This window comes from Vibrio sp. R15-SG3-ISO1A (assembly GCF_059833955.1).
In genome coordinates this window covers 25,282-44,138 of record NZ_JCBDGH010000066.1, presented here as the reverse complement: position 1 = coordinate 44,138, position 18,857 = coordinate 25,282, and the positions used below count along the sequence as shown (strand labels likewise).

General features: G+C 51.7%; 13 protein-coding genes. 8 read left to right on the top strand and 5 right to left on the bottom strand.

Going from position 1 to position 18,857, the window contains the following annotated elements; all coding sequences use genetic code 11:
- Positions 1-236: 236 nt before the first annotated feature.
- Entirely contained in the window at positions 237-944 is a 708-nt protein-coding gene (torD, locus tag AC6R0L_RS10470) for a molecular chaperone TorD (protein WP_500629082.1), read from the bottom strand.
- Between the two features lie 238 nt (positions 945-1,182).
- Here torD and torR point away from each other — a divergent pair, with 238 nt between their 5' ends.
- On the top strand, positions 1,183-1,890 hold the full coding sequence (torR, locus tag AC6R0L_RS10465) for a two-component system response regulator TorR (protein ID WP_500629081.1): 708 nt from the start codon (positions 1,183-1,185) through the stop codon (positions 1,888-1,890).
- Between the two features lie 114 nt (positions 1,891-2,004).
- Here torR and elyC read toward each other — a convergent pair whose 3' ends face one another.
- Positions 2,005-2,814 carry an envelope biogenesis factor ElyC gene (elyC, locus tag AC6R0L_RS10460; protein ID WP_334551018.1) on the bottom strand — a complete coding sequence of 270 codons (810 nt, stop codon included), beginning with the start codon at positions 2,812-2,814 and terminating at the stop codon, positions 2,005-2,007.
- A gap of 96 nt (positions 2,815-2,910) precedes the next feature.
- Here elyC and cmoM point away from each other — a divergent pair, with 96 nt between their 5' ends.
- Genes cmoM through mukB form a run of 4 tightly spaced genes read left to right on the top strand, consistent with a single transcriptional unit; the run spans position 2,911 to position 10,222 of the window.
- Positions 2,911-3,708 carry a tRNA uridine 5-oxyacetic acid(34) methyltransferase CmoM gene (gene cmoM, locus AC6R0L_RS10455; RefSeq protein WP_500629113.1) on the top strand — a complete coding sequence of 266 codons (798 nt, stop codon included), beginning with the start codon at positions 2,911-2,913 and terminating at the stop codon, positions 3,706-3,708.
- A gap of 13 nt (positions 3,709-3,721) precedes the next feature.
- A complete protein-coding gene (mukF, locus tag AC6R0L_RS10450) occupies positions 3,722-5,059 on the top strand; it encodes a chromosome partition protein MukF (protein ID WP_500629080.1) in 1,338 nt (445 codons plus the stop codon).
- The gene (gene mukE, locus AC6R0L_RS10445) at positions 5,040-5,768 is read left to right on the top strand and encodes a chromosome partition protein MukE (RefSeq protein ID WP_334551013.1); all 729 of its coding nucleotides are present in this window, start codon (positions 5,040-5,042) and stop codon (positions 5,766-5,768) included. The genes mukF and mukE overlap by 20 nt, the downstream gene beginning before the upstream one ends.
- On the top strand, positions 5,765-10,222 hold the full coding sequence (gene mukB / locus AC6R0L_RS10440; protein ID WP_500629079.1) for a chromosome partition protein MukB: 4,458 nt from the start codon (positions 5,765-5,767) through the stop codon (positions 10,220-10,222). Before mukE ends, mukB begins: the two co-directional genes overlap by 4 nt.
- A gap of 47 nt (positions 10,223-10,269) precedes the next feature.
- On the opposite strand, the gene AC6R0L_RS10435 is transcribed toward mukB, so the two are convergent.
- Complete coding sequence (locus AC6R0L_RS10435) at positions 10,270-11,346, bottom strand: AraC family transcriptional regulator (RefSeq protein ID WP_500629078.1); 1,077 nt, start codon at positions 11,344-11,346, stop codon at positions 10,270-10,272.
- A gap of 187 nt (positions 11,347-11,533) precedes the next feature.
- Between AC6R0L_RS10435 and AC6R0L_RS10430 the strand changes: the two genes are divergently transcribed.
- The 3 genes from AC6R0L_RS10430 (at position 11,534) to AC6R0L_RS10420 (ending at position 16,267) form a co-directional block, all read left to right on the top strand.
- Positions 11,534-12,991 (top strand): coniferyl aldehyde dehydrogenase, encoded by a 1,458-nt coding sequence (locus tag AC6R0L_RS10430; RefSeq protein WP_500629077.1) that lies wholly within the window; start codon positions 11,534-11,536, stop codon positions 12,989-12,991.
- Between the two features lie 94 nt (positions 12,992-13,085).
- Positions 13,086-14,633, top strand: a complete 1,548-nt coding sequence (locus AC6R0L_RS10425) for a long-chain-fatty-acid--CoA ligase (protein WP_500629076.1) — start codon at positions 13,086-13,088, stop codon at positions 14,631-14,633.
- Positions 14,633-16,267: a GMC family oxidoreductase gene (locus AC6R0L_RS10420; RefSeq protein ID WP_500629112.1), complete on the top strand. Its 1,635-nt coding sequence runs from the start codon at positions 14,633-14,635 to the stop codon at positions 16,265-16,267. The genes AC6R0L_RS10425 and AC6R0L_RS10420 overlap by 1 nt, the downstream gene beginning before the upstream one ends.
- A gap of 102 nt (positions 16,268-16,369) precedes the next feature.
- On the opposite strand, the gene AC6R0L_RS10415 is transcribed toward AC6R0L_RS10420, so the two are convergent.
- Both AC6R0L_RS10415 and AC6R0L_RS10410 read right to left on the bottom strand, forming a co-directional pair.
- Positions 16,370-17,347: an alpha-L-glutamate ligase-like protein gene (locus AC6R0L_RS10415; RefSeq protein WP_500629075.1), complete on the bottom strand. Its 978-nt coding sequence runs from the start codon at positions 17,345-17,347 to the stop codon at positions 16,370-16,372.
- 3 nt (positions 17,348-17,350) lie between these two features.
- Positions 17,351-18,856: an inactive transglutaminase family protein gene (locus AC6R0L_RS10410; protein WP_500625832.1), complete on the bottom strand. Its 1,506-nt coding sequence runs from the start codon at positions 18,854-18,856 to the stop codon at positions 17,351-17,353.
- Position 18,857: the final 1 nt, after the last annotated feature.

Sequence of the window (18,857 nt, the reverse complement as noted above, 5' to 3'; positions counted from 1 at the left end):
GGTTTTGTCCTGTCGATGACTGCCTACTATTCTATGAAAAGTTAAGTCTATAAAAGTAAAGTCTATACAAAGTTTAGAGTATGTAGACAGAAAGTATCAGAAACACAAAAACCGCCCTCAAAAAGCGGTTTGTATTTATTAGTTTTATCGTTTGCGGACCGGATTGTAGTCCGCAACGTCGATTTGGGCAAATAAAAAACCCGCCTTTGGGATCTCGCCACACCTTTTGTATGGGCTTAATCGCTATCGCCTTGCAGGTAGGCTTTATCCAATTGAATGAACGCGCACAATAGCGACGACAGCGCCGCATAGAAGCCGAATGTGTCGAGGCGCTGGCAGCGCTCGGCAAACCTCTCAATCCAAGGGAGTAGATGCTGCTCAATAAAATCGGCTTGCTCTTGGTAGGCGAGATGCGTGTCGCCTGCCATCTGCTCTGCTGCATGAGCGCCGCGCACAATCAGGTTACCCAAAAAATCCAGCTCTATGGCGAGATGATCAGAAGGCTCATTGAGCCCTGAATGCACAGCGACCCCGTGTTGTTGAAGTAAAGCGTCCATCTGTTTGGCAGGCTCACCATTGAGCAGTCCGGATTCATCTAAGTAGACAGAGGCGTAAGGCAGCGCGCTGTCTCGGTCGGATTTTAAAAACAGGTCGCAATAGTCGGCTGATAGTTCCAACTGAGCATCTGGCCTGTCTTGCAATCGGTTCAATGCATCGATGAGCCTGTCTGCGGCGACGTTAAGCTCAGGGGTTTGTGCAAGTCCCGTCAGAAAGGTACGTGTGTCCACCGAATGATATTGGGCCAGCTCTTGCTCTGAGAGCTCTTTGGCAAACACGCTCGAAAACCACCAGTAGAGCTCAGCGCGTTGCTCATCAAAGGCGCGCTGCTCTTTCGCGGCGGGAGATAAAGGGTCGGAAATCTGGGCGTTAGGTGTCTCTGGCATGATGGGCTCTCAACTGAATCAGATGCCGTTAAGTCTAACGGATAAAAATGAACAGCGGTCAACCTGATTATGAGAAGAAATGGTCAAATATGGCAATTTGTGAACAGGGCGGCAAAGCTTGCTTTGCATCAATGAATCGCCAACTTTTCGCTTCACAAAGAGGACAAAGATGGAGTTGTGACTAATTATGAATAGAATAAAGCCATTGAATCAGTGTGTGAATAAGTGAGTAGAGCCGATGAGCTACCACATTTTGGTTGTTGAAGATGATGAAGTGACTCGCCGTAAATTGGCGGGCTACTTTCAAACCGAAGGGTATCAGGTGAGCCAAGCTGAGAATGGCGCGCAGATGCGCGATGTACTCAGCAGCAGTCGGGTCGATTTGGTGATGCTGGATATTAATCTGCCCAGCGAAGATGGCTTGATGCTGACGCGTGAACTACGCAGTCAATCGGACATCGGTATTATCTTGGTGACCGGGCGTACCGACAGCATTGATAAGATTGTTGGTTTAGAAATGGGCGCGGACGATTATGTCACCAAGCCATTTGAGCTTAGGGAACTGCTCGTCAGAGTCAAGAACCTCTTGTGGCGCATCGCACTGGCTGCGCGAGCGCAAAACGCGGGCAGCGATCAGCAAGAGGGCGTGGTGCGCTTTGCTGAATGGACGTTCGATATTCAGCGCCGCGCTTTGAGCCGAGGGGAGGAGCCAGTCAAACTGACTAAAGCAGAGTATGAGCTTTTGGTGGCGCTCTCCTCTCACCCTAACCAAGTGCTCAGTCGGGAACGCATTCTTAATATGATCAGTCATCGTGTGGACGCACCCAATGACCGCACCATCGATGTCCTGATTCGGCGCATGAGAGCGAAGATGGAAGTGGATCCAAAAAATCCGCAGATATTCGTCACCGTGCACGGCGAAGGCTACATGTTCGCCGGAGATTAACGGTTTTCGGCAATGAACGAACGCAGATTGATGCCAAAGAAACGAAAAATCCAGGCATGCAGCCTGGATTTTTGTGTTAAGTGGAAGACGTTCTCCGTCTACGCTGGCGGCCGGTTAAACGTCGCTCTGCGCAGCCTCCACCTCCAAGGCTTGCTCTTCATAATCGGACGCCCAGTCGCGCAGGTGTTGCCAAATGGTGCCCAGCGTTTCATGCCAGTAGCGCTCAGTTTGTTCGAGATATTTGCCCTTCGGCGCGTACTTCTCCCACGCTTGATCGATGTTTCTCTGCGCTAGGTAGTTGGTCGGCGCGGCGTAAGGTTTCAATCCTGCGGAATGGAATTCATTCAGGGCACGGTTCATGTGACTGGCCGATGTGACCACCACCAACTTCTTGTTCTTAACGAACGCCGCCGCTTGGCGCGCTTCTTCCCAAGTATCTTTGGCGGTTTCGAGCAGAATGATGTCAGATTTAGAAACGCCAAGCGCCAGCGCTACTTTAGCCATCATGCGCGCATTGCTCACTTCAGAACCGGCGGCGTAGCCTGAGAGAATCAGTTTAGAGCCCGGATAAATTCGCATCACACGAATCCCTTCGGTCAAACGCATTAGGCCGGCGCGACTCAGTTCTGAGGTGGGCGGAATGTCGTCGTCCACAACATGGCCGCTGCCAAGCACCATCACATAATCAATCGATTCATCGACAGGAAAAAAGGCCGAGTATTGGCGCTCGATAGGCATGAGAAGACGTGATGAAACGGGCTGGAAGGCAACGAGAAAAATGCCAACAAACGAGAAGAGAACAACGAAACATCCTGTTTTTTGTTTTCGTGTGAACATGACGAGCATGAGTCCCACAAGGCCAATGATCAGCAGGGCTGGCAAAGGCATAAGTAAAGCCGAGACGACTTTTTTCAGCTCAAACATACTTAAATAGTCCGAAAAAACACCAGTTGATTATAATTTAAGAGAAAGCCTCTTTATTCCTGCCTTTCTTGTGACAGAATAGCAGCACGATTCAACATCATAACTCAAGCTGCTGTGACTGAAGACCGCAATTTCGACGATATTGCCCACAAATTTGCAAAAAATATATACGGCTCTGACAAAGGCGAGATTCGACAAGTCATTGTTTGGGAAGACCTTCAAACCATCCTCGCCTCGTTACCCGCCAGTGATTCACCACTCAACGTGCTCGATGCCGGGGGTGGGTTGGCACAAATGTCGCAAAAGCTGGCGAAGCTAGGCCATCGCATTACGTTATGTGATCTATCTTCTGAAATGCTGCAATTAGCTGAGCAGGATATTGCAAAAAATGGCTTGCTTGAGCAGTATCGCTTGATTCATTCGCCCGTTCAATCCATCGCTCAACACCAGCAGCAACCGGCGGATTTGGTGATGTTTCATGCCGTCATGGAGTGGTTGGCTGAGCCAAAGTCTGCGCTGCAAACGCTGTTAGAGCAGGTCAAACCGGGCGGTATCGCGTCGGTCATGTTCTACAACCATCATGGCCTCGTGTACAAAAATGTCGTGTGTGGCAACCTTCCGCATGTGTTAGAGGGCATGCCGCACCGGAAGAGATTTAAGCTTCAGCCCCAAAAAGGGCTGAAGCCTGAAGATGTCTACCGTTGGATAGAGGAGTCGGGGTTTCACATTGAAGGGAAATCCGGCATTCGCTGTTTCAGTGACTACATTGGCGATCGCCAGTATATGGGCGACTACACCAGTGAGGATGTCTTGGCCCTAGAGAGGCAACTGTGCCGCCAAGAACCCTATGTGTCGCTCGGACGCTATATCCACGTGTGGGCAAGAAAGAATTAAAACAGGATAAACCATGAGTGAAATGACTCTGAATGCCGCTGAGCAACCGATTGATGAGTTGGTGGGTTGGGTCAAGCAGCATGATTTTTCATTGAACCTGACCAACGAACGCTTGGCCTTTTTGATCGCCATTGCCGTGTTGAGTAATGAAAGGTTTGATGAAGAGTTAGGTGAAGGGGAGTTGCATGATGCGTTCGCCATTGTCACTCGATTGTTTGCCGATTCGGGCGAAGCGTCGGCGTTTCGTGCCAACAACGCCATCAATGACATGGTCAAACAGCGCCTTATCAGCCGCTTTACCAGCGAAATTACCGACGGTGCGAGTATCTATCGTCTCTCGCCGTTGGCCATCGGCATCACTGACTACTATGTTCGTCATCGTGAATTTTCCAAACTGAAACTCTCTATCCAACTCTCTATGCTGGCGGACGAAATGGCGAAAGCCATTGAAGCGGCACAAAAAGGCGGAACGGCGGGTCATTGGAAGAAAAACGTTTACGGCGTGCTGAAATACTCAGTCGGTGAAATTTTCGATCAGATTGATTTAAACCAGCGTGTGATGGATGAGCAGCAGCAGTCGGTTAAAACACAGATAGCTGAGCTACTTAACAAAGACTGGCGCGATGCGATCAATAATTGTGAATCCTTGCTGTCAGAAACCTCCAGCACACTGAAAGAGCTGCAAGACACCTTGCAAGCGGCGGGTGATGAGCTGCAAAGTCAAATTCTCGACATCCAAGAGTTGGTGCATGGCGATGATGAGCTCGAGTTTATTGCCGAAACCCTGTTTGTGTTGCAGATGAAGCTCGACCGCATCACCAGTTGGGGTCAGCAAGCGATTGATCTCTGGATTGGTTACGATCGCCATGTGCACAAGTTCATCCGAACCGCCATCGACATGGACAAAAACCGCGCGTTTAGCTCGCGCCTACGTCAGTCGGTCAAAGACTACTTTGAAAACCCTTGGTACCTTACTTACGCCGATGCAGAGCGGTTAAGCGATTTGCGTGATGAAGCCTTGGTGTTGCGTGATGACGAAGTGACCGGTCAAGTGCCACTCGATGTGGTCTACGAAGAATTTCAGCAAGTGAATGATGCGCTGTCTGAGCGCATTGGGGAGATGCTCCAAGTGCACAAAGCGCAGGGTCAGCCTATTGATTTAGGCCAAGTGCTGCGCGACTACCTCGCCGAGCACCCCTATACCCATCATTTTGATTTAGCCCGAATTGTTGTCGATCAAGCGGTGCGACTGGGTTACTCCGAGTCCGATTACCAAGCGATTCAGCCCGATTGGCAAGCGATCAACAATTATGGTGCAAAGGTACAAGCCAATGTCATCGACAGATACTAATGAATACATGCCAGAGAATCTGGTTAAAGCGATCTCTAATCCGCTGTTTCCGGCGCTAGACAGCATGCTGCGTGCCGGGCGTCACATCTCCAGCGAAGACCTCGACAACCACGCCTTACTGTCGGATTTTGAAGTGGAGCTATCGAGTTTTTATCAGCGTTACAACACCGAACTGGTGAAAGCGCCTGAAGGCTTCTTTTATTTGCGTCCGCGTTCGACGTCGCTGATTAACCGCAGTGTCCTGTCTGAGCTCGATATGCTGGTGGGCAAAGTGTTGTGCTTTTTGTATTTGAGCCCAGAGCGTCTTGCTCACGAAGGTATTTTTACCAACCAAGAGTTGTACGATGAGCTTCTGTCACTGGCCGATGAGTCCAAATTGATGAAGCTCGTGACCAACCGAGCCAGCGGCTCTGATCTCGACAAAGAGAAACTGTTCGAGAAAGTGCGCACCTCGTTGCGCCGACTGCGCCGTTTGGGCATGGTGATCAACATCGGTGAAACCGGAAAATTCAGCATCAGTGAAGCGGTGTTCCGTTTTGGTGCGGATGTTCGTGTTGGTGACGATATGCGTGAAGCGCAGCTACGCCTCATCCGTGACGGTGAAGCAGTGGTTCACACCAAAGAGCCGAGCCAAGGCGATCTTTTGCACAGCGATAACCTAGATGCGCCAGAAGGCGAAGAAGAACTGACACAAGCAGGTGAAGCATGATTGAACGCGGTAAATATCAATCACTGACAATGGTCAACTGGAATGGCTTTTTTGCCCGCACTTTTGACATTGATGATCTGGTGACCACCTTATCGGGAGGGAACGGAGCGGGTAAATCGACCACCATGGCGGCGTTTATCACCGCGTTGATCCCTGACCAAACCTTGCTTCACTTTAGAAACACCACCGAAGCTGGCAGTAGCCAATCTTCTCGCGACAAAGGTCTCTACGGTAAACTTCAGCCGGGTGCCTGTTACGCGGCGCTCGATGTGGTCAACTCGCGTAAGCAACGCCTACTGTTTGCCGTTAAGCTGCAACAGGTGGCGGGGCGTGACAAAAAGGTCGATATCAAACCCTTCGTCATTCAAGGCTTGCCAAGCCATGTCAAACCTACCGATGTACTGATTGAAACCGTCTCGGCGACCCAAGCGCGCGTACGTCAAGTCAACGAAGTCAAAGAGGCTGTGGGCCAATTTGAAGGGGTGCAATTTAAAGCCTTCCCGTCGATTGTTGATTATCACGCGCAGATGTTTGAATTTGGTGTGATCCCGAAAAAGCTACGTAACTCGGGCGATCGTTCCAAATTTTACCGCTTAATCGAAGCCTCACTGTATGGCGGTATTTCCAGCGCCATCACCCGTTCGCTACGTGACTACCTACTGCCACAAAACGGCGGAGTGAAGAAAGCCTTCCAAGATATGGAATCGGCGCTGCGTGAAAACCGCATGACGCTTGAAGCGATCAAAACCACTCAAGCGGACCGAGATCTATTCAAACACCTGATCACCGAGTCAACGAACTATGTTGCAGCGGATTATATGCGTCACGCCAACGACAGACGTAATAAACTCGATCAGACCTTGGCGCTGCGCAGCGAGTTGTTCAGCTCACGTGAAATGTTGATCGAACAAAACGCGTTGCTGACACGCGTGCAAGAAGAGCTCGAGTTGCTAGTGGAGTCTGAATCTGGGCTAGAGCAAGATTACCAAGCCGCATCCGACCACTTACAATTGGTGCAAACTGCGCTGCGTCAACAAGAGAAAATTGCCCGCTACCAAGATGATCTGGAAGAGCTCAGTGAGCGTCTTGAAGAGCAGATGATGGTGGTGGAAGAAGCGAATGAACGAGTTCACATCGCGCAAGACCAAGCGCTGGTTTTTGAAGAAGAAGTCGATAGCTTAAAGAGTCAGTTGGCCGATTACCAACAAGCGTTGGATGTTCAGCAGACGCGCGCGTTGCAATATCAGCAAGCGGTGCAAGCGCTGGAAAAAGCCAAAACGTTACTGGGTGACGATAATCTGACCGCCGAGTCGGCGCAAAGCTTGGTGAGCAGCTTGAAAGCTGAGCAGGGCGAGCGCACCGACGCCTTACTCGCGATGAAGCACAAACTTGATATGTCGAGTGCGGCGGCCGAGCAGTTTGATAAAGCCTTTGCGCTGGTTGAGTCTGTCGTGGGCAAGGTCGCTCGCCAAGAGGCGTCAGAACGCGCTAAAGCGTTGATCAATCAAGCGCGCGATGCGCAGCAAACGCTGCAAAACGAAGCTCAACTGCGCGCCCAACATCGTGATGTGGAACGCAGCTTAACTCAGCAGCGTAGCGCCGCAGAGCAAGTGGCGAGCTATCAAAAGCAGCACAACGTCGCACTGGTTGATGAACTGACGTTTGAACAAGAGCGCGAACGCCACAGCGCGCTGATTGACTCTCTTGAGCACAATCAAGAAGCATTGCGTGAGCAGCGCAGTGAGCAGCGCCGCAGTGAGCAAGATTACGCTGCGCAGATCACCCAGTTGGAAGCACTCGCTCCGGCTTGGATTGCCGCGTCTGATGCGCTAGAAAACCTGCGTGAGCAAAGTGGTGCTGAGCTTGGCGATAGCCAGTCGGTGATGGCGCACATGCAGCAAGTGTTGGAGCAAGAGAAGCAGCAATCTCTGGCGAAAGAGAAACTGGCAGAGCGCCGCGCGACACTCGATAGCGATATTGAGCGCCTCGCCTCACCGGGTGGCTCGAACGATCCGCGCCTTAAAGGATTGGCGGATACACTGGGTGGTGTGTTGCTGTCTGAAATTTACGATGACATCACTATCGACGATGCGCCGTATTTCAGTGCTATGTATGGTCCTGCTCGTCATGCGATTGTGGTATCGGATTTGTCTGGCATTGAGCAAAAGCTGGTTGAGCTGGACGACTGCCCAGAGGATCTCTACATCATTGAAGGCGATATTGATGCCTTTGATGACAGCAGCTTTGATGCGCAAGAATTAGAAGGCGCCGTCTGCGTGCGCATGAATGAGCGCCAAATGCGTTACTCGCGATTTCCTCAGATCCCACTGTTTGGGCGCGCAGCGCGTGAACAGCGCCTTGAGCTTTTGCGCAGTGAGCGTGATGAGGTCATCGAAGCGCACGCCAAAGCGGCGTTTGATTCGCAAAAACTGCAGCGCCTTTACCAAGCATTCAACCGTTTTGTTGCTGAGCACATTCAGGTCGCTTTTGATGACGATCCTGAGCAAAGCCTGCAAGTCGCGCGTGAGAAACGCACTCAAGTGCAGCGCACCTTAGCCGAGTTAGATGGGCAAGAGGCGACCTTACGCGGTCAGCTGCAAGCGAGCAAACAGGCGCTCAGCGCACTGGATAAATTAGCGCCCATGATGTCGCTGGTGGAAGACGATACCTTGGCTGAGCGTTTTGCCGAGCTTGACGCGCAGATGAGCGCCTTGAGCGAAGCGAAAGCCTTTATCAACCAGCATGGTAAAGCGATTGAGCAGCTAACGCCAATCGCCTCCGCGCTTGAGGCTGACCCACAGCAGTTTGAAACGTTAGAGACGAACTATCGTCAAGCCGATGAGGCACTGCAGCAGATTAAAGCACAAATTTTTGCGCTCTCTGATCTTATTGAACGTCGCCACTACTTCGCTTACTCCGACTCTATCGATATGTTGGGTAAGAGCAGCGAACTCAGTGAGCAGTTGAAGGCCAAGTTGGCACAAGCGGAAGTCAACCGTGGCCGAGCGCGCGAAGAGCTTAAGCTTGCGCAAGACCAACTGAACCAATACAACCAAGTGCTCGCCTCTTTGAAAAGTTCTCACCAAGCCAAAATGGAAACGGTGCAAGAGTTCAAACAAGAGCTGCAAGAGTATGGTGTCAACGCCGATGAAGGCGCAATGGAACGTGCTGAGCGCCGTCGTGATGAGCTACATGAACGTTTGCACAGCGCGCGAGCACGTAAGAGCGAGTATGAGCGCACCATCACCTCGACAGAGCTTGAGATGAAGGGGCTGGCTAAGCGTCTTAAGAAAGTACAAAAAGAGTACACGGATCTGCGCACGTTCGTTGTGGCAGCAAAAGCGGGTTGGTGCTCGGTACTTCGATTGGCGCGTGAAAATGATGTCGAGCGACGCCTGCACAAGCGTGAGCTTGCCTACCTCTCTGCGGATGAATTGCGTTCGATGTCGGACAAATCATTGGGCGCGCTACGCCTTGCGGTGGCCGACAACGAAGATCTGCGAGATGCGCTGCGCCTTTCGGAAGACAACGCTCGCCCAGAGCGAAAAGTCTTGTTCTACATTGCGGTCTACCAGCATCTGCGCGAGCGCATTCGCCAAGACATCATTCGCACCGATGATCCTGTGGAAGCGATCGAAGAGATGGAAGTGGAACTGGCGCGTTTGACCGAAGAGTTGACCCAGCGTGAAAACCGTTTGGCGATCAGCTCTGAATCCGTTGCAAGCATCATCAAAAAGACGATTCAGCGCGAGCAAAATCGCATTCGCATGCTGAACCAAGGTCTCTCGAACATCTCGTTTGGTCAGGTGAAAGGGGTGCGTCTGAACGTTAAGATTCGTGAAAGTCATGAGGTGCTGTTAAACGGCCTAGCGACCGGTCAAGAGCAGCACAAAGACCTGTTTGAGTCGATGCGTTACACCTTCTCAGAGGCGATGGCAAAATTGTTCCAACGTGTGAACCCGCACATCGATATGGGCCAACGTTCACCGCAAGTGCTGGGTGAAGAGCTGCTCGATTATCGTAACTACCTTGAGCTAAGCGTCGAAGTGAACCGTGGCTCAGACGGTTGGCTGCAAGCGGAGTCGGGCGCGCTCTCTACTGGTGAAGCGATCGGTACCGGTCAATCGATTCTTTTGATGGTGGTTCAGAGTTGGGAAGAGGAGTCTCGCCGCTTACGCAGTAAAGACATTGTGCCGTGTCGTTTGCTGTTCCTCGATGAGGCTGCGCGATTGGATGCCAAATCGATTTCAACCCTGTTCGAGCTGTGTGATCGCCTCGATATGCAGCTGTTGATCGCGGCGCCTGAGAACATTAGTCCAGAAAAAGGCACCACGTACAAGCTGGTTCGTAAAGTCTTTAAAGACCACGAACATGTGCATGTGGTGGGCCTAAGGGGCTTTGGTCAAGGCGAAAAGCCTAAGAGTGAAGCCGCTCAACTCATCGAAGAGTTTTAACGTCAACGCCCACCTTTTGGTGGGCGTTGTTGTATGTGTGGATGGACTTATTTTTGAACGGACTTATCTGTCGAAACGCTGCGTATTGGGGGCTCCGCATGGGCCGATTTGCGATAGTGACTCGGCGAATCTCCACTCCATTTGCGAAACGCATGACGAAAGTTGGCACTGTCTGAGTAGCCGACGCGCTCTGAAATCTCATCAATGCTCAATTGCGTCGAGCAGAGGTAATGGCGTGAAAGGTGGAAGCGGACGTGATCCAAAATCTGTTGGTAGCTGGTCTGCTCTTGAGTCAGTTTTCGTCTCAGCGTACGTGAAGACATCCCCAGTTGCTGCGCCACGACTTCAATCGATGGGTAGTGCCCCGGCTGCTCGATTAAGCGTTGAGTAATCCGATCTTTTAAGCTGGTACTGGTGCCACTCAGTTTTGCCAGCATCTCATCACACGTTTTTAAGCACTGTTGCAAGGTCATCTTGTTGGCGGTGGGCAAGGGTTGATTGACCACATCCGTAGAAAATTGCCACTCCAGCAGTTTGGATTGAAACTTCACCGGGCAGCGAAATACCTCTTGATACAATGATGCGTAGTGGGGCGCGGGGTAAGGAAAATGCAATTGGTGTGAGGGGAAGGGATGTTGCATCACCTCTTCACACAAAGATTGAATTGCCGAAAACCAGTATTCGCAGCAAAAGGGCATCAAGGTGTCGAGATCAATTAACTCTTCCGCGCGGATATAACCCAAATCCTTATCGATGAGGAGCTGCTTGCGCAGCACTGGCCCCGCCAATCTGAGGTATTTGAATCCCATCGTCATCGCTTCAAGCAAGGTGCTGGAGCTAAACACCGCGTAACCCAACACGCCAAAATCGCTGAACCTGGCTTGTTGGCCCACCTTAAGGCCAAGTCCGGGCTCGTCTGCACAGAGTAGGGCATTGCTGAAAATATGCAGCTTCTGGGCGAGTGTGACTTGCGTGTCAGGTTGATAGAGCTTTTCGACACTGACACCACTGCCATCTAGCAGGTCTGTGAGCGGCACTCGCTGACCGAGATAGCGCACCAACAACTGCACGTCCAGCAGACCGCATGCGTTACTATCAGGCTCATAAACCGCTAAATGTTGCATTGTGTGACCGCTCCAGTATGAGAGTAAGATAACGGATATTGGCGTTGAGTATAGCCAAGATGGGGCTGTGATGTTGTCAGCAGTCTCGCAGTTTTGTCCGAAATTCACCGTTTTTTGTCTGTTTGCCACCTAGGTGGCATGTTAACAAAATGTTGTAATACTTGTGTCAGTACCACGAGAATCGATTATGAATGCATTAGTACACCCTCAAACACCTCATGATGTTATTTCACCCTCAGACCAAGATCTGCAGCAATGGTTTGATGCGTTGAGCACGGCCTATCGCAACGAACCCATGCCGTCACTGGATGTGCGTAAGCAGCGTTTAGTGGCGTTGAAAACTCAGTTGCGCCGCTATCAAGATAGATTAGCTCAAGCGATGAGTGATGATTTTGGTGGGCGCAGTGAGACCGAATCTAAGATGGCGGATGTGTTGGCACCGATATTGGACATCAACCATGTTCTTCGTCACTTGAAAGGTTGGATGAAAGCCAAGCGTCGCCCGACGGAGTGGCTATTTAAAGGCAACAAATTGCAAGTACGCTACCAACCGAAAGGGGTGGTGGGCATCATTTGTCCGTGGAACTTTCCGGTTTATCTCTCTATTGGGCCTATGATCACCGCATTGGCTGCGGGTAATCGCTGCATGATTAAAATGCCGCCCAACTGTCCCAATACCACCCGTGTATTGAGCCAAATGTTGGCGGAAATTTACTCAAACGATCTGGTGCGCATTGTCCCCGGCGATCACCCGCAAGCGATGGAGATATCGCATCTGCCGTTCAACCACTTGGTGTTCACTGGATCGCCCAATAGCGGCAAGATCATTATGGCCAATGCCGCGGCCAACTTAACGCCGGTCACATTGGAGCTCGGCGGTAAGTCTCCCGCTATTGTGGCGCCAGATTATGACGTCACCAAAGCGGCGAAGCGTTTGGCGCACGGTAAAGGCTTTAACTCAGGGCAAATTTGTATCGCGCCCGATTATGCGTTTGTCCATGAGAGCAAGCTAGAGGCGTTTGTCGACGCGCTGCGTGATGCCCATGTAGCTATGTATCAGCAAATCAGTGGCAATGCGGATTACACCTCTTTGGTGGATGAGCCACAACATCAACGCTTCCATGCGCTGCTCGAGGATGCGAAACAGAAAGGCGCTAACATCATTCAATGTTTGCCCGAAGGGGAAGGGCGCAAGACGCCGCTTTATATTGCCACGAATCTCAGCAGCGATATGCGTATCTGCCAGGAAGAGATCTTTGGCCCGCTGCTTCCGGTGCACAGTTACAAAAACATCGAGCAGGTGGTGGAGTACATCAACAATCGACCTAGACCGCTTGCTTGCTATTTGTTTACCCACAGTGGCTCGCTGCGCGATGACATTCTCCGCCAAACACACAGTGGCGGCGTCACCGTGAACGATTGGGGCTGGCATGTCCTCAACCACTCGGTCCCGTTTGGCGGCATAGGCAATTCAGGTATCGGTAACTACCACGGCGAAGAAGGATTTCGCGAGCTTAGCCACGCGCGCAGCGTACTGCAAATGCGCGAGTGGTTCCCTATTTCGTTGTTTTCACCGCCCTACGGCACTTGGGTGCAGAAGCTCGTGGTGAAGCTATTTGTCGGCAAATCCGACCCAACGGTTTAAATCGACCCTCTCCCCGAGAAGGGGAATACCCTACACACAATAACAAACTTACGGGCCGCATCGTCTTGATGCGGCTAAGATAAGGAGATCCCGCATGCACAACTTGGCTGTCAATCTGGAGCGTAATGCCGCGCTCTTTGCTTCTCATCCTGCGCTCAAACTGGCGAACAACGTTATCACCTACCAACAGCTCGACATCATGGCGGGTAAGGTGGCGCGTCACTTGGCTGAGCTTGGTCTCGAGCCGGGGGATAAAGTCGCGCTATCGTGCCCCAATATTCACTACTTTCCGGTGGCCTATTACGGCATTTTAAAAGCTGGGTGCGTGGTGGTGCCGATGAATGTGCTCTTTAAAGCGCGCGAAATTGCCTATCACCTTAATGATTCAGAGGCCAAAGCGTATCTCTGTTTTGATGGCAATGAAGCGCTGCCGATGGGCCAATACGGCCGAGACGGTTTTCATGCCGCGCAAGGCTGTCAGCACTATATCGCCATGCCACAAGGTAAAGTGGGCGAGCATTCGTTGGAAGCGTGGTTGGCATCGGACGTCGAGCCGCTGGAGTCGATTGTGCGTCAAGGCGATGACAGTGCGGTGATTCTCTACACCTCAGGTACGACAGGGCAGCCTAAAGGGGCAGAGCTGTCACACACCAACATGCTCACCAATGCGATGGCATCACAAAACTTGATGCGCTTGCAACGTGATGACACCACCATCGCCACCTTGCCGCTCTTCCACAGTTTTGGTCAGACGGTGATGATGAACGCCACCTTGATGATTGGTGGTTGTATGGTGCTGGTGCCTCGCTTTGATCCTAAGCAGGTCATTGAAGACATTATTAGCCACAAAGTCAGCGTGTTTGCTGGCGTGCCTACCATGTACATTGCACTGCTTAGCGCTGGGCAAGCGGATACCGAAGTGGCGCACAAACTGAAAGAGAGTTTACGCCTTGGCGTGTCAGGCGGTGCTTCATTGCCGGTTGAAGTGTTGCGCCAGTTTGAGGCGCTGTTTGAAGTGCCTATCCTTGAAGGTTATGGCTTATCCGAAACCGCGCCAGTGGCAACGTTCAACCACATTGACGGTGAGCGCCTGCCTGGCAGTGTCGGTCAGCCACTGTGTGGCCACATGGTGAAAGTAATCGATTTAGAGGGCAATCGCGTACCGTGTGGAGAACTGGGTGAAATCTGCGTGAAAAGCCCGAGTGTGATGAAAGGTTACTACCGCCGCGAAGAAGCCACCGCAGAAGTGATTCAAGATGGCTGGTTTAAAACCGGGGATATTGGCCGTTTAGACGAGCAGCAAAACCTCTTTATCGTCGATCGAGTGAAAGACATGATCATTCGAGGCGGATACAACGTCTACCCACGTGAAATTGAAGAAGTGATGATGTGCCACCCCGCGATTGAGATGGTGGCAGTAGTGGGTGAGCCTGATGAGCGTTTGGGTGAAGAGATCCACGCTCACGTGACGTTAAAACATGACAGTGATCTTGACGCGGACACCCTGGTTCAGTGGTGCCGTGAGCAGTTGGCAGAGTACAAATATCCGCGCCGCATATTTGTTCGTCAATCTTTGCCGATGACAGCGACGGGTAAAATTCTCAAACGGGAGCTGCATCCTTGTGATGCCGAGGAGGCGTGATCATGGAATACGATTTTATTGTGGTCGGCGGCGGCTCGGCGGGCTGCGTGATGGCGTCACGTTTGAGTGAAGACCCTAGTATCAGCGTGTGCTTAATTGAGGCTGGCGGTAAAGATAGCAGCGCGGTGATCCACACGCCGGTAGGCGCGGTGGCGATGATGCCGACCAAAATCAATAACTGGGCGTTTGAGACAGTGTCTCAGCCAGGTCTAAATGGTCGCAAAGGCTATCAGCCACGTGGAAAAACGCTCGGTGGTTCAAGCTCCATCAACGCCATGATGTACGCACGCGGCCATCGCTATGATTACGACCTTTGGGCAAGCCTAGGCAATCCCGGCTGGAGCTACAACGAGTGCTTGCCGTACTTTAAAAAGGCAGAGCATAATGAGCAGCACGTCGACGCGTATCATGGACAAGGTGGACCGCTTAACGTCAGCAACTTGCGTTCACCGAGTCCGCTACTAGAGCGTTTTCTTGATGGGTGTGAATCCATCGGGGTGCCAAGAAATCATGACATCAATGGTGCAGAGCAGTTTGGCGCTATGGTCACCCAAGTGACGCAAAAAAACGGTGAACGCTGCAGCGCGGCAAAAGGGTATCTCACGCCGAACTTACATCGCTCAAATCTTACCGTGATTACCCGAGCCACGACCCGAAAAGTGCTGCTTGAAGAGAAGAGTGCGGTGGGTGTGGAGTACCAGCATAAGGGTAAGGTGTACCAAATTCGAGCACGCAAAGAGGTGATTTTGAGCGCCGGAGCCTTTGGCTCGCCGCAAATTATGCTGCTGTCGGGCATAGGCGCCAAGAGCGATGTTGAACCGCACGGGCTGACTCACCACCTCCATCTACCCGGCGTGGGAGAAAACTTGCAAGATCACATCGACCTTGTCCATAGCTATAAAACCAGCGCCAAGAAAGAGACCTTTGGTGTGTCGCTCTCTATGGCGGCTGAGATGAGCAAGGCGCTGCCTGAGTGGATGTCTGAGCGCAAAGGTAAGCTTAGCAGCAACTTTGCCGAAGGAATTGCGTTCGCGTACTCCGAACCTGAGCTCGATGTGCCGGACCTTGAGTTTGTGTTTGTGGTCGCGGTGGTCGATGACCACGCAAGAAAAATCCACACCAGTCACGGTTTCAGTTGCCATGTCACTGTGCTAAGGCCGAAAAGCCGTGGCACCGTTAAGCTGGCGAGCGCTGACCCGACTCAAGCCCCATTAATTGATCCGCAATTTTTTGCTGACCCAGACGATATGGAAGTGATGAAGCGTGGCTGGAAGTTGCAGCATCGCATGCTAAACAGCCGTGCGTTTGACGAGGTGAGGGGGGAGAACTTTTATCCGGTCGATATCACCGATGATGCGCAAATCGAACAAGACATTCGCAATCGCGCCGATACCCAGTATCACCCAGTCGGTACTTGTAAAATGGGGCCCAGCAGCGATGAGTATGCGGTAGTGGACGCCGACCTCAAGGTACACGGCTTAGAAGGGCTGCGGGTGGTGGATGCGTCGGTGATGCCGACCTTGGTGGGCGCGAATACCAATGCCCCGACCATCATGATTGCCGAGCAAGCTGCGGATAAAATTCAGCGTCAATATGGCCTGCAGTCTACCCCTGACGTGCGCGCCGCGAGCTAATGTGACACCCGAGCTCGACAAGAAACAAAAGACAAGAACCAAAAATAGCCGCTAAGCGGCTATTTTTTATTGGAGGTTTAAGGCAACTTAGACATTTAGGAATCAAGCAGGAATTTCGTTGGCGAAAATTCCAAACTGTTTCGCGGCATAGGCGACGCGCTCTTCCGGTGTAGGGTAACGGATAGTGGTGCCCATGTTTTCAATGTGACGCAGCCTTGGTAGCAGTCCGCTGCCGTTCGCGATCTGAATCGCCAGACCGGGGCGCGCGTTGAGCTCGAGCACCATCGGCCCCTCTTCTTTGTCCAGCACCATGTCGGTGCCCATGTAACCGAGACCGGTCATCTCCCAAGCACTAGAAGCCAGCACCAGAAGGCGCTCCCAATGAGGCACTTGTAGGGTCGCCAGCTCTTTGCCGGTGTCTGGGTGATGAGTAATCGGTTGGTCAAACTGCACCGCTCGCACCGCGCGGCCGGTTGCAATATCGATCCCGACGCCCACGGCGCCTTGGTGCAAGTTCGCTTTGCCATCAGACGCAGCGGTCGAGCAGCGCATCATAGCCATCACTGGATAGCCTTTAAATACGATGATGCGTACATCGGGCACCCCTTCGTAGCTAAAGCCATCAAAGCAATCATCAAATTTGATCAGGTTTTCAACCACGGCGACATCGTTCTTGCCGCCGAGCGAGAAGAGCCCCGCCAAGGCATTACTGATGTGACGTTCGACATCTTCTTTATTGATGGTGGCACCAGAAGGTTTGGTGTAGACGCCATCCTTATGAGAGGTGATAACAAGGATCCCCTTGCCACCACTGCCTTGTGCTGGCTTGATAACAAAACCAGGCCAATCAAGCACCATATTGTGAATACGTTTGACTTCGGCTTGGTTACTGATAACGCCGATAAGCTTCGGTGTCGTCGCGCCATGCATCTCGGCAATGATCTTGGTTTTCAGCTTATCGTCCACCAAGGGGTATTTTGAACGGTCATTGTAGCGACCAATGTAACTGTGGTTACGTTGGTTCATGCCCATAATGCCCTTGTGGCGCAGCTTACTCGGAGAGGTAAAACGTGAAAACATCGTTCAGTCCTCCGCTAATGGCTTAAAGCGACGCAGCTCAGTCAGACGGTATCCAGTGTAGGTACCGAGTAACAAAATACCGCCCAGTACGATCAGTTGCAGACCAATAAAGTTAAAGGTCAGGTGTTGAATGTAAGGGTTGGTCATCGCTAGGTAGACCAGTACAGCAGTCAGTAGCGAGCCCCCACCTTGCAATACTACCTCTTTAGCGCCTTCCTCTTCCCAGAGAATCGACATGCGTTCAATAGTCCAAGATAGGATGATCATTGGGAAGAAGGTGATCGAGAGACCTTCGGTCAAGCCAATCTTAAATGCCACCACGGTAAACACCGAGATGATCATAATCACCGTGATGATGACCGCCGAAATCCGCGCCACCAAAAGCAGGTTGAGCTTAGAGAGATAGCTGCGGATAACCAAGCCAGTACCGACGATCAATAGGAAGCCGACAATACCGGTCACAAGCTGAGTTTGCACAAAGGCGACCGCAATCAGAACGGGCATAAAGGTGCCGGAGGTTTTCAGACCAATCAGCACGCGTAAGAAAACCACAATCAAGGCGCCAATTGGGATCAGCATGATGGTTTTGAACATGGCTTGCTCTTCTAGTGGCAAGCTATGAATAGAGAAGTTGAGTAAACCGTCGGCTTGCACTTTGTCCATCGTCGCTTGAGACGGCGAGACTTCCTGAGCAATCATGGAGAAGTGGACTTGACTGTTTTGACCGCCAATCAAATCAAGTAGTGAGACGTTCGATTCATCCCACACCAGAATGTTCTCTGCGGTGACTTGGCTCGCTTTGCTTGGGTTGAACAGCACCCAACTTTTGCCATCCCACACTTGGTTCATCTGCTGAATGCTTTGGCGACGACGGCCATCTTCCAGCTCGATAACACCGACGACTTTACTTGGGATATCCGCATAGGCGAGCAGTTTGCTAACCGCTTCAACTTTAGACATGCGATTGAGAATTAACGCCGCGTTCTGGCTGTCTGAATCGTTGATGGATTTGATCAGTTCACGGGTAAAGGTGATGTCATCGGCAGAGCGTTGATTAGCGAGTTCAATCAATGCATTAGCCGCCGCTTCGACAGGGCCATCGAAAGTGGGTTTGGTGGTGGCGGCAACGGGTGGAATCGGGTCGACGTCGGCTTGCGGGTCAACCAAAAACTGCGCTTTGTAGTAGATGGTCTGCGCGCCGCTCGCTTGGCGAATGGACCACTCAGCACGGCGTCCGGTTTCGGTGTCAATGTAGGAAACACCATAGCCTGGAGAAGACGACGACTCGCTAATCAGGGTAAAACCCGATTGTGTATGAGGCGCAGCAAGGGAGGCTTTGACGGGCTTATTTTGCGCATTAAATTCAATACGAGCCTCGATATCCCAGACTTGGCGCGTTTCTCCTGGCGTCCAAGGAACACCATAACTTTGATGGCGAAATAGACTCAGCGCAATCCCTACGCAGATCAGGACAACCACTGAAATATAAAAAGGGACTTTTGACGTCATA

What these genes read in the sequence shown, in the direction of transcription:
- AC6R0L_RS10425 (WP_500629076.1), top strand. Translation starts at nt 13,086, where the DNA reads ATGCACAACTTGGCTGTCAATCTGGAGCGTAATGCCGCGCTCTTTGCT.
- mukF (WP_500629080.1), top strand. Translation starts at nt 3,722, where the DNA reads ATGAGTGAAATGACTCTGAATGCCGCTGAGCAACCGATTGATGAGTTG.
- AC6R0L_RS10435 (WP_500629078.1), bottom strand. Translation starts at nt 11,346, where the DNA reads ATGCAACATTTAGCGGTTTATGAGCCTGATAGTAACGCATGCGGTCTG.
- mukE (WP_334551013.1), top strand. Translation starts at nt 5,040, where the DNA reads ATGTCATCGACAGATACTAATGAATACATGCCAGAGAATCTGGTTAAA.
- torD (WP_500629082.1), bottom strand. Translation starts at nt 944, where the DNA reads ATGCCAGAGACACCTAACGCCCAGATTTCCGACCCTTTATCTCCCGCC.
- elyC (WP_334551018.1), bottom strand. Translation starts at nt 2,814, where the DNA reads ATGTTTGAGCTGAAAAAAGTCGTCTCGGCTTTACTTATGCCTTTGCCA.
- AC6R0L_RS10415 (WP_500629075.1), bottom strand. Translation starts at nt 17,347, where the DNA reads ATGTTTTCACGTTTTACCTCTCCGAGTAAGCTGCGCCACAAGGGCATT.
- torR (WP_500629081.1), top strand. Translation starts at nt 1,183, where the DNA reads ATGAGCTACCACATTTTGGTTGTTGAAGATGATGAAGTGACTCGCCGT.
- AC6R0L_RS10410 (WP_500625832.1), bottom strand. Translation starts at nt 18,856, where the DNA reads ATGACGTCAAAAGTCCCTTTTTATATTTCAGTGGTTGTCCTGATCTGC.
- mukB (WP_500629079.1), top strand. Translation starts at nt 5,765, where the DNA reads ATGATTGAACGCGGTAAATATCAATCACTGACAATGGTCAACTGGAAT.
- AC6R0L_RS10430 (WP_500629077.1), top strand. Translation starts at nt 11,534, where the DNA reads ATGAATGCATTAGTACACCCTCAAACACCTCATGATGTTATTTCACCC.